Raw genomic sequence first — 11,458 nt, forward strand, 5'->3', positions numbered from 1 at the left:
TCAATCACCATAAACTCGTACATTACATATGATGTGGAGGAAAAAGAAAAAGTAGGCACTTTTCTTATAAATGACAGAAAAAGAAGGTGAATTAGGGAATGTTGACTGAGATGCATATTGCTGTCATAGGAGGAGATGCAAGGCAGCTAGAAGTAATTCGTAAGCTAGTTGAATTGGATGCGAAACTTTCTTTGATAGGTTTTGATCAGTTAGATCATGGTTTCACAGGGGCAGTAAAAGAAAGTATACAAAATTTAGATTTCACTTCTGTAGACGCAATTATTTTGCCGGTTGCCGGTACAAATGCCAAAGGAGAAGTAGATACTATTTTTTCAAATGAAAAAGTTTCAATAACGAAAGAACAAATTGAAAATACACCAGAACACTTTACTATATATTCAGGTATTGGTACACCTTACTTGGAAAATCTCGTATCTACTACGAATCGAAAACTTGTTAAATTATTTGATCGTGATGATGTAGCAATATACAATTCTATTCCAACGGTAGAAGGTACATTAATGATGGTAATTCAACATACCGACTATACAATTCATGGGTCCAATGTAATGGTTCTAGGATTTGGGAGAACAGGAATGAGTGTTGCGAGAGCATTTCAATCATTAGGAGCCCATGTCAAAGTTGGAGCAAGACGATCTGAACATATTGCACGTATTACAGAAATGATGTTTTCTCCTTTTCATATGCAAGACATAGAGAAAGAAGTAGGAAATATCGATATTGTAATTAATACGATTCCGCATCTCGTTGTAACAGCGAATGTTATTGCAAAAATGCCAGCTCATACGTTAGTGATTGATTTAGCTTCTAAACCAGGCGGTACTGACTTTAGATATGCGGAAAAAAGAGGAGTCAAAGCATTGCTAGCACCTGGATTACCAGGTATTGTTGCCCCAAAAACGGCTGGGCAAATTTTAGCAAATGTTCTTTCTCAGTTATTAGCAGCAGATGCAATTGCAAAGGAGGAGGAAAAGAAATGAGTTTGAAGGGGAAACGAATTGGTTTCGGATTTACAGGTTCACATTGTACGTACGAAGAAGTAATGCCTCATTTAGAAAAATTAATTGCTGAGGGAGCAGAAGTACGTCCTGTTGTTTCTTACACTGTTCAATCAACAAATACTAGATTTGGAGAAGGAGCAGAGTGGATTAAGAAGATTGAAGAAATAACAGGTTTTAAAGCAATTAATTCAATCGTTGGTGCAGAACCACTAGGACCTAAAATTCCACTAGATTGTATGGTAATTGCACCACTAACAGGGAATTCTATGAGTAAATTTGCAAATGCAATGACAGACTCTCCAGTATTAATGGCAGCGAAAGCGACGTTAAGAAATGGCAAGCCTGTCGTATTGGCTGTTTCGACGAATGATGCTCTAGGGCTTAATGGAGTAAATCTCATGCGCCTAATGGCAACAAAAAACATCTACTTCGTCCCATTCGGCCAAGATGCACCAGAGAAAAAACCGAACTCAATGGTAGCTCGCATGGAGCTGCTGGAAGATACAGTGTTAGAAGCGCTGCAAGGGAAGCAATTGCAACCGGTGGTCGTAGAAAAATTCAGATATATGAATTAAAAAACGAAAAAAAACGGACAATTTTTGATGAAACCATCATTCTTACTGTAGAATATGATAAAATTAACGTTATTAAGATCAGAAGGGGTATTGTATACTCCTTCTGATTCTAAGTTATAGAAGGATTGGTATCTAGAAAGGGGCATAGTGATGGAAAAGCAAAAAACTTTTCATGTCGCTGTAGTTGGAGCAACCGGCGCAGTTGGTGAACAAATGTTAAATACTTTAGAGAAACGAGAATTTCCAATCGGGAAATTAACGTTACTTTCATCTAAACGATCTGCAGGTAAGAAACTTGTATTTAAAGGCGAAGAATTTACAGTTCAAGAGGCAACTCCTGAAAGCTTTGAAGGAGTAGATATCGCACTATTTAGTGCTGGTGGATCTGTATCGAAACAATTAGCGCCAGAAGCAGCAAAACGCGGTGCGATTGTTGTTGATAATACAAGTGCATTCCGTATGACAGAAAACGTGCCACTTGTTGTACCTGAAGTAAATGAAAACGACTTAAAAGAACATAATGGTATTATTGCAAATCCAAACTGTTCTACAATTCAAATGGTAGTAGCTCTTGAGCCAGTTCGTCAGCAATATGGTTTAAAACGAGTAATCGTTTCCACATATCAAGCTGTATCAGGTGCTGGTGCGGCAGCTATTGAAGAACTGCATGAACAATCACAAGCAATCTTAAATGGCGAAGAAGTTAAGGCAAATGTTCTTCCTGTATCAGGTGATAAGAAGCATTTCCCAATTGCTTTTAATGCGATTCCACAGATTGATAAATTCCAAGATAATGGATTTACGTTTGAAGAAATGAAAATGATTAACGAAACGAAAAAAATTATGCATATGCCTGAATTAGAAGTAGCGGCAACATGTGTACGTTTACCAGTTGTATCAGGACACTCTGAGTCTGTTTACATCGAAGTAGAAAAAGAAGGCGTAACAGTAGCAGAATTAAAGAGCTTACTTGCAAATGCGGAAGGTATTGTTCTGCAAGATAATCCAGAAGAGCAGTTATATCCAATGCCAGCTACTGCAGTAGGTAAAAACGAAGTATTCGTTGGAAGAATCCGTAAAGATTTAAATAACGATAAAGGATTCCATCTTTGGGTCGTATCTGATAACTTATTAAAAGGCGCTGCATGGAATTCTGTTCAAATTGCAGAGCGCTTAGTAAAATTACAATTAGTGTAAACGGCTAAGAGAAGGTGCAAAATATGAAAATAATTGTTCAAAAATTTGGTGGCACATCAGTACGTGATGACAATGGACGTAAGCATGCGCTTCATCATATAAAAAAATCATTAGCTGCTGGTTATAAAGTAGTTACTGTCGTATCTGCTATGGGCCGTAAAGGTGAACCATATGCAACGGATACGTTATTAAGTCTTGTAAATCAAGAGGAATCTACTATTTCTAAACGTGAGCAAGATTTATTATTATCATGCGGAGAGTTAATCTCTGCAATTGTTTTCTCTAATATGTTGAATGAGAACGGTATAAAAGCAGCAGCATTAAATGGTGCACAAGCTGGTTTTGTAACGAATGATGACTTTACGAATGCAAAGATTATTGAAATGAATTGCGATCGTATACATGAAGAGTTAGAAAATGTAGATGTAATCGTCGTTACAGGATTTCAAGGGCAAACGAAAAAAGGTGATACGACAACACTTGGACGCGGAGGTAGTGATACTTCAGCTTCAGCATTAGGTGTTGCACTTCATGCTGAATATATCGATATATTCACTGATGTAGAAGGTGTTATGACTGCGGATCCTCGTATTGTAAAAGATGCACGTCATCTTCAAACTGTAACGTATAACGAAATTTGTAACATGGCTTATCAAGGTGCGAAAGTCGTTCATCCACGTGCAGTTGAAATTGCGATGCATGCAAAAGTGCCACTTCGTGTACGTTCTACGTATTCTGAAAGTGAAGGTACTCTTATTGCAGCATACGATGGTGCTACAAAAGGGCAGGATGTAGAAGAACGTCCTGTTACAGGTATTGCCCACGTATCGAACGTAACGCAAATTAAAGTACTTGCAAAAGAAACGGCATACGACATACAGCAGCATGTATTTAAAGAAATGGCAAACGAAGGCATTAGTGTTGATTTAATTAACATTTCTCCTACTGGTGTAGCTTACACAGTAAATGATAATGTATCAGCTCGTGCTGTCGAAGTGCTAAAACAACTTGGATATGAGCCAATTGTGACAGAACATTGTGCGAAAGTATCTATCGTTGGAGCTGGAATGGCAGGCATCCCAGGGGTTACTGCAAAAATCGTTACAGCTTTAGCAGAAAAAGGTATTCAAATCCTGCAATCGGCAGATAGTCATACAACAATTTGGGTTCTTGTAAAAGAAATTGATTTGGTGGAGGCTGTAAATGCATTACATAGTGCGTTTGAGCTTTCAAAAGAAAAGCAACTGGAACAATAAGGAGTGAGACCATGATAGATTTTGGGACAATTGCAACCGCGATGGTAACACCGTTTGATATAAACGGGAATATCGATTTTGCAAAGACAACGAAATTGGTAAATTATTTAATTGATAACGGTACAACAGCAATCGTGGTAGGAGGAACGACAGGAGAATCTCCTACATTAACTTCAGAAGAGAAAGTAGCGTTATATCGCCATGTCGTATCTGTTGTCGATAAAAGAGTGCCCGTAATCGCTGGAACAGGTAGCAATAATACGCATGCTTCTATTGACTTAACTAAAAAGGCAACAGAAGTTGGTGTGGATGCAGTAATGCTAGTAGCACCGTATTATAACAAACCGAGTCAAGAAGGAATGTATCAGCATTTTAAAGCAATTGCTGAAAGTACGCCGCTTCCGGTTATGCTATATAACGTTCCGGGACGATCTATTGTACAAATCTCCGTTGATACAGTTGTTCGTTTATCAGAAATAGAAAACATTGTTGCTATTAAAGATGCCGGCGGCGATGTGTTAACAATGACAGAAATCATTGAAAAAACAGCGGACGACTTTGCGGTATACAGCGGTGATGACGGTTTAACGTTACCAGCTATGGCAGTTGGAGCGAAAGGTATCGTTTCGGTAGCATCTCATGTTATCGGAAACGAAATGCAAGAAATGATTACAGCATTTCAAGCAGGAGAATTTAAGAAGGCACAAAAATTACATCAATTACTTGTAAGAGTAACTGATTCATTATTTATGGCGCCAAGTCCAACTCCAGTAAAAACAGCGTTACAAATGGTTGGATTAGATGTAGGTTCTGTACGTTTACCACTTCTTCCATTAACAGAAGAAGAAAGAGTAACGTTACAATCTGTAATGCAATCTATCCCTCGTTAATAAAAAATGACCTAGTGTAGAACTAGGTCATTTTTTATTATATGCAAATCTTTTCCTCTTTTTCTCACTTATATGTGTTCTTATAAGAATATTAATCGCTTCTTCATTATGTGTATAAGAAAATAATCGTACCCCTTTAACTGAGTCGAAAAATGATAGATATTATGGAATAAACGTAATAAACTACGGTGTTTGTTTTTAGAGAAATCCCCTCAAATTTGACGTAATTCATAAAAAAACTCCATTTTGTAAGTGTTTTTGTTGGATTCTAGAAAAATAAATCTTGAAACTCCCTATTATGAAATGAATTTAGCGTATGTATGGCTAGTTCTTCAAAATAATATGGAGTATAAAATCGAAGTAAATATAAAGGAAATACGTTCGATACTTTTGTTGTCATTCCGTTCTTTTACTCTTTCTTTCGCACGATTTAACTTGTGTTCTATTTCTTGTATCAGGTATAATATGGCTAAGTAGCTTAGTACGGGTATGCTTAGCAAAATTGGGAAAAATTATAATTTAATTAAATTTTCATATCATATCGAATAAGATATTTGATTTATATAATGAAAGAGAGGTGAAACCTGGTTTAAAAAATAAACAAGGACATGATATCGCATAACGGTAAGGACATTCGTCTTGGACGGTGAAAATATGGTGGTTGTAGAGTTTCCCCTGGTGTCTCTGCAATTTTAGTGAAATCAGTGTTTGCAAGATTTTTAAACCAGGCAACAACATGAAGAGAAAAGAGAATGAGTCTGTTAAAGTATTTGCTCTTGGTGGAGTAGGTGAAATCGGGAAAAACATGTACTGTGTTGAAATTGATTCTGAAATCTTTATCGTAGATGCAGGGTTAATGTTCCCGGGAGATGAAATGTTTGGAATTGATATCGTTATTCCTGATATTACATATTTAGTGGAAAATCAAGAGCGAGTAAAAGGTTTATTTATTACTCACGGTCATGAAGATCATATTGGTGGAATTGTGTATGTACTTCGTAAATTATCTATTCCAGTCTATGCAACGAAATTAACAGTAGGACTTATACAAGAAAAACTTGGTGAAGCGGGCATGTTAGGCCGTGTAGACCTAAAAACAATCGATTCAAATTCAACAGTAGAATTTAACACTACAACGGTGTCATTCTTCGGAACGACACATAGTATTCCGGATTCTGTTGGCGTTTGTTTCCATACATCAAAAGGTGCAGTCGTATATACGGGAGACTTTAAATTCGATCAAACTCCAATTGGAAATAGTGGAGCAGACCTTGGGAAAATGGCGCAAATCGGAAATGAAGGCGTACTTTGCTTATTATCTGATAGTACAAACGCAGAGCGCCCAGGCTATACAGGTTCAGAAAAAGAAGTTGGTGTAGAAATCTCTAAAGTGTTCTACGGCGCAGAAGGTCGTATTATCGTTGCTTCATTTGCATCGAATGTACATCGTATTCAACAAGTATTTGATGCAGCTGCTGAAACAGGGCGAAAAGTAGCGGTAGTAGGACGTAGTATGGTGAAAGTAGTAGACATTGCAAGACGTCTTGGTTATTTAGATGTTCCAGAAGGTATGGTTATTTCATTACAAGAAGTAGACAACTTTCCAGAGAAGAAGGTAGCTATTTTAACGACAGGTAGTCAAGGTGAACCGATGGCTGCTCTATCTAGAATGGCAAAACAAGCACATAAACAAATTTCAATTCGTAAAGGTGATACTGTTATCATTGCTGCTTCGCCAATTCCGGGTAATGAAATATCTGTATCAAAAATTATTGATTTGTTATTTAGAGCTGGAGCTGAAGTTGTTTATTACGGCGAACGAAAAGTTCACGTGTCAGGTCACGGTAGCCAAGAAGAATTAAAATTAATGTTAAATTTAATGAAACCAAAGTACTTTGTACCCGTACATGGTGAGTTCCGTATGCAAAAAGCACATGCATATTTAGCTGAAGATGTAGGTATTACAAGAGAAAATATCTTTATCGTAGAAAAAGGCGATGTAATTGCTTTTGGTGACGATGAAGCGAACTTAGTCGGTAAAGTACAAGCTGGTAATGTTTTAATTGATGGATTAGGTGTAGGTGACGTTGGTAATATCGTTCTTCGAGATAGAAAGATGTTATCTCAAGATGGAATACTAGTAGTTGTTGTAACGCTTGGTAAAGATGAAAAGAAAATTATCTCTGGTCCAGAAATCATTTCACGTGGTTTCGTATATGTTCGTGAATCAGAAGCGTTAATTGAACGATCTACAGAGATTGTACGTATGATTGTTGAGCAGTCAATTAAAGAATATTCAATTGAATGGTCAATGTTAAAACAAAATATTCGTGAATTATTAGGACAGTTCTTGTACGAAGAGACAAAGAGAAAACCTATGATTTTACCGATTATTATGGAAGTATAAAAAGATCACCCTTATGGGTGATCTTTTTTCTTTTTAACCCTATCGAATGAAATTTATAACTTAAGAAATAATAGTTATATACGAGTGAAAGGGGATGCGAAATGACAGAGCGTGATCGATATACAAATGAAGAAAAAGAAGCTGAGCCAAAAGAAGCTGGAAAAGAGGCTTCAATAGTTGAAAAAATTCAACAGCTTGGACAGACAAATGTACCACAGATGAATGAATCACGTATTCATTGTTTAACGATTATCGGACAAGTGGAAGGTCATGTTCAATTACCACCGCAAAATAAAACAACAAAATATGAGCATATCATTCCGCAAATTGTTGCGATTGAACAAAATCCGAAAATTGAAGGTTTGCTTTTAATATTAAATACGGTTGGAGGTGACGTTGAAGCTGGGCTAGCAATTTCTGAAATGGTAGCTTCACTTTCAAAACCAACAGTATCTCTAGTTTTAGGTGGGGGACATTCCATCGGTGTACCGATTGCTGTTTCTACTGACTATTCGTTTATTGCGGAAACTGCGACGATGACAATTCATCCAATTCGTTTAACAGGTCTTGTCATAGGTGTGCCACAAACATTTGAGTATTTGGATAAGATGCAAGAAAGAGTCATTCGTTTTGTGACGAAGCACTCGAAAGTAACAGAAGATCGTTTTAAAGAGCTTATGTTTGCGAAAGGAAATTTAACGCGAGATATTGGGACGAATGTAATTGGTGGGGATGCAGTAAAGTACGGTCTTATAGATGATGTCGGCGGTATTGGAAATGCAATTCGAAAATTAAACGAATTAATAGATGTTCGCGCAGAAGATAGTACAGAAGGGACAATGCTACAATGATTTTATATACAATTATGCCAGAGCAACTTGTGTATCCGGCCGATTATTCACAATGTGAAAGTCAAAAAGTTGTAAATATAAATGGTGTGGAATTAATGGTTTCTGAAGAGGGACATGGATGTTATTCTATTGTACGTGTGCTAAGTACGGACCCACTTCACTATTTAGAGTTTGAGCCCGGTCAGAAAATAACCTTTTAGCAAAAAGAAGGATTTTGTTTAGAAGCTATGGTATAATATAAAAAACAAGACGGTTGAGCAGCCATGAGTAGGCTGCTTTCTTCTGTTTATTTAGCATTTTACAAGAAGTGTAAAAATAGAAGATATAAAGACCTGAAAAATAGAGAAAACAGACATATAAATAGAGCATTTTGAGGGGAGCTTTATTTATATGTAGAACGCGAGGTGAAGAAATGGCAAAACAAAAGCAAAGAGGGACGAAGGCAAAGGCAAGGCGTACGATAAAGCCAACTTTGTATTATGAAATTGTCGGTTTAACTCTTTTTGCACTTTCAATCATTACGATTTTACAGCTAGGCGTTGTAGGAAAATCGTTTGTGTTATTTTTTCGCTTCTTCTTTGGTGAGTGGTACATAATTGGTGTGTTAGGTGTAATAGCTTTATCGGTTTCCTTTGTTATAAAACGCGGATGGCCGAACCTTTTAAATAAACGATTAATTGGATTTTATTTAATTGTATTGGCGATATTAATGTTTAGTCATATTACATTATTTAACCTTCTTACAAAAGATGGAGCAGTGCAAAATACTTCTGTTATTGTGAGTACGAAAGATAACTTCTTTCTTGAAATGAAAAAGGGGCCAGATAGCGTTCATTTAGGTGGTGGTATGTTTGGTGCGCTTATGTTCGCAACATGTTACTTCTTATTTGACGAAGTAGGAGCTTATATCATTGGTATTATTCTAGTTATTCTCGGTATACTTTGTATAACAAATAAGCATATTGGAGAAGTGTTAGCGCCAGTTGGTAGAATTCTTAGAAGTCAATTTCAAGTGATGCAAGGGGATTATAAAGATTGGAGAGCTAAAAGAACGGCTGAACAAACAGAAAAGAAAAAAACAACAAGAAGCACAAGAAGCAAACGTGCTGCAGAACAAGAAGAAATTATTGAGCCGATGGAAGAAATCTCAATTGATCCTCCGATTATTTCGAATTTCACTGAGAATTATCCTGTAAATGAAGAAGAGGATAAACGAATCGAAGTAGAGGAAGAAGATTTGATCACTTCACCGTTTATTGAAGAGACTCCGCCAATTGAAGAACCAAAGAAAAAGCGTGGAGAAAAAATTGTTGAATCGTTAGAGAGTGAAGCGCAAGCACCTCCTATGCAATTTTCAAATGTAGAAAATAAAGATTACAAGCTTCCTTCACTTGATATATTAAAATTTCCAAAGAATAAGCAAGTTACAAATGAAAATGCGGAAATTTATGAGAATGCTCGTAAATTAGAACGTACATTCCAAAGTTTCGGAGTGAAAGCGAAAGTAACAAAAGTACATAGAGGTCCTGCAGTTACAAAATATGAAGTGTATCCTGATATGGGGGTAAAGGTAAGCAAAATTGTCAGTTTAAGTGATGATTTAGCTCTTGCTTTAGCTGCAAAGGACATTCGTATTGAAGCGCCAATTCCCGGGAAATCAGCTGTAGGGATCGAAGTTCCGAACTCAGAAGTTTCGATGGTAACACTGAGGGAAGTGCTTGATTCTAAGGCTAATAACCATCCGGAAGAGAAGTTGTTAATTGGTCTTGGCCGAGATATTACAGGTGAAGCTGTATTAGCCCGTCTAAATAAAATGCCCCATTTACTCGTAGCTGGTGCGACAGGTAGCGGGAAAAGTGTATGTATTAACGGTATTATTGTTAGTATTTTAATGCGTGCAAAACCACATGAAGTAAAATTAATGATGATTGACCCGAAAATGGTAGAGTTAAATGTATATAACGGTGTGCCTCATTTGTTAACGCCAGTTGTAACTGATCCGAAAAAAGCATCGCAAGCATTGAAAAAAGTTGTGAGTGAAATGGAACGTCGTTATGAATTGTTTGCTCATAGTGGTACACGTAACATTGAAGGATACAACGATTATATAAAAGAGCATAATAGTCAATCAGAAGCGAAACAACCCGAATTGCCTTATATTGTAGTAATTGTGGACGAGTTAGCAGATTTAATGATGGTTGCTTCGTCTGATGTAGAGGATGCGATTATGCGTCTAGCGCAAATGGCTCGTGCTGCTGGTATTCATTTAATTATTGCAACGCAACGTCCGTCAGTTGACGTTATTACGGGTGTTATTAAAGCAAATATTCCATCACGTATTGCATTCGCTGTATCTTCTCAAACAGATTCTCGTACAATTCTTGACGGTGGTGGTGCAGAGAAGCTACTAGGTCGTGGAGACATGCTGTTTATACCAATTGGTGCATCGAAACCTGTACGTGTACAAGGCGCATTTTTATCAGATGATGAAGTTGAGAGAGTTGTAGAATATGTTATTGGACAGCAAAAAGCACAATATCAAGAAGATATGATTCCGCAAGATGTTCCTGATACGAAGCAGGAAGTAGAAGATGAATTATATGATGAAGCGGTTCAACTTGTAGTGGAAATGCAAACAGCATCTGTTTCTATGTTACAACGTAGGTTTAGAGTAGGTTATACGCGAGCTGCTCGCCTAATTGATGCAATGGAAATGAATGGTGTAGTAGGTCCATATGAAGGTAGTAAACCGAGAGAAGTGCTCATTAATGATGTACAAGAAAAAAGTTCTTAAAAAAAGCCTAATTGTTTTTACAATTAGGCTTTTTTATATAGTGTTTTTGTTATATACTATACTCAGTAATAAAGAAAGGGCTTACATTCAGGAGTGCTCTTTAGAATACGAATACTTTGAGTATGTTTTATGTAAATGTTCGATATTTAATGCAGAAAAATGTTAGATTTTGTTGACACGTATGAGAGCAAGTGGTAAGATTACTTCGAAAAGAATCACTGCCTCATATAATCTTGGAGATAAGGTCCATAAGTTTCTACCTGGCAACCATGAATTGCTAGACTATGAGGGGAAAAGTGTGTAACAAAGGATGTAAAGGATCTTTGTGCCGAACTTTTTCTCGAAATGAGGAATGTTTATGGTGCAAAGTTTTTTTTATGCAATAAAGAGTGAAAATTTCATTAAAAAAAATTATTATTATTTATTCGACAATTACGCTTATTTTGGTGTTTAGTCATTTGTACTA

At 36.7% G+C, this 11,458-nt stretch carries 9 protein-coding genes and 1 riboswitch; all 9 genes read left to right on the plus strand.

Features of this window, described 5'->3' with window-relative positions:
* Window positions 1-98: 98 nt before the first annotated feature.
* Window positions 99-1,001 carry a dipicolinic acid synthetase subunit A gene (dpaA, locus tag GBN78_RS02630; RefSeq protein WP_152126912.1) on the plus strand — a complete coding sequence of 301 codons (903 nt, stop codon included), beginning with the start codon at window positions 99-101 and terminating at the stop codon, window positions 999-1,001.
* Window positions 998-1,597 (plus strand): dipicolinate synthase subunit B, encoded by a 600-nt coding sequence (gene dpaB, locus GBN78_RS02635; protein ID WP_000053596.1) that lies wholly within the window; start codon window positions 998-1,000, stop codon window positions 1,595-1,597. The genes dpaA and dpaB overlap by 4 nt, the downstream gene beginning before the upstream one ends.
* 150 nt (window positions 1,598-1,747) lie before the next feature.
* Entirely contained in the window at window positions 1,748-2,794 is a 1,047-nt protein-coding gene (asd, locus tag GBN78_RS02640; RefSeq protein ID WP_000414846.1) for an aspartate-semialdehyde dehydrogenase, read from the plus strand.
* A 23-nt stretch (window positions 2,795-2,817) separates the two neighbouring features.
* Entirely contained in the window at window positions 2,818-4,050 is a 1,233-nt protein-coding gene (gene dapG, locus GBN78_RS02645) for an aspartate kinase (protein WP_000692453.1), read from the plus strand.
* Window positions 4,051-4,061: 11 nt separating this feature from the next.
* Window positions 4,062-4,940 carry a 4-hydroxy-tetrahydrodipicolinate synthase gene (gene dapA / locus GBN78_RS02650; protein ID WP_000564763.1) on the plus strand — a complete coding sequence of 293 codons (879 nt, stop codon included), beginning with the start codon at window positions 4,062-4,064 and terminating at the stop codon, window positions 4,938-4,940.
* 736 nt (window positions 4,941-5,676) lie between these two features.
* A complete protein-coding gene (locus tag GBN78_RS02655; RefSeq protein WP_000823096.1) occupies window positions 5,677-7,347 on the plus strand; it encodes a ribonuclease J in 1,671 nt (556 codons plus the stop codon).
* A gap of 101 nt (window positions 7,348-7,448) precedes the next feature.
* A complete protein-coding gene (gene tepA, locus GBN78_RS02660) occupies window positions 7,449-8,198 on the plus strand; it encodes a translocation-enhancing protein TepA (protein ID WP_000139806.1) in 750 nt (249 codons plus the stop codon).
* Window positions 8,195-8,398: a YlzJ-like family protein gene (locus tag GBN78_RS02665; RefSeq protein ID WP_000605029.1), complete on the plus strand. Its 204-nt coding sequence runs from the start codon at window positions 8,195-8,197 to the stop codon at window positions 8,396-8,398. Before tepA ends, GBN78_RS02665 begins: the two co-directional genes overlap by 4 nt.
* 212 nt (window positions 8,399-8,610) lie before the next feature.
* Entirely contained in the window at window positions 8,611-10,992 is a 2,382-nt protein-coding gene (locus GBN78_RS02670) for a DNA translocase FtsK (protein ID WP_001118776.1), read from the plus strand.
* A 203-nt stretch (window positions 10,993-11,195) separates the two neighbouring features.
* A riboswitch (purine riboswitch) is annotated at window positions 11,196-11,297 on the plus strand.
* The last annotated feature ends 161 nt before the right edge of the window (window positions 11,298-11,458 follow it).

Origin of the sequence: Bacillus sp. B2-WWTP-C-10-Post-4, assembly GCF_009183805.1 — a bacterium.
In the GTDB taxonomy this organism is placed as follows: Bacteria; Bacillota; Bacilli; order Bacillales; family Bacillaceae_G; genus Bacillus_A; species Bacillus_A cereus.

Coding starts and splice junctions, on each gene's coding strand:
- GBN78_RS02665 (WP_000605029.1), top strand. CDS start 8,195: ATGATTTTATATACAATTATGCCAGAGCAACTTGTGTATCCGGCCGAT.
- dapA (WP_000564763.1), top strand. CDS start 4,062: ATGATAGATTTTGGGACAATTGCAACCGCGATGGTAACACCGTTTGAT.
- GBN78_RS02655 (WP_000823096.1), top strand. CDS start 5,677: ATGAAGAGAAAAGAGAATGAGTCTGTTAAAGTATTTGCTCTTGGTGGA.
- asd (WP_000414846.1), top strand. CDS start 1,748: ATGGAAAAGCAAAAAACTTTTCATGTCGCTGTAGTTGGAGCAACCGGC.
- dpaA (WP_152126912.1), top strand. CDS start 99: ATGTTGACTGAGATGCATATTGCTGTCATAGGAGGAGATGCAAGGCAG.
- dpaB (WP_000053596.1), top strand. CDS start 998: ATGAGTTTGAAGGGGAAACGAATTGGTTTCGGATTTACAGGTTCACAT.
- dapG (WP_000692453.1), top strand. CDS start 2,818: ATGAAAATAATTGTTCAAAAATTTGGTGGCACATCAGTACGTGATGAC.
- GBN78_RS02670 (WP_001118776.1), top strand. CDS start 8,611: ATGGCAAAACAAAAGCAAAGAGGGACGAAGGCAAAGGCAAGGCGTACG.
- tepA (WP_000139806.1), top strand. CDS start 7,449: ATGACAGAGCGTGATCGATATACAAATGAAGAAAAAGAAGCTGAGCCA.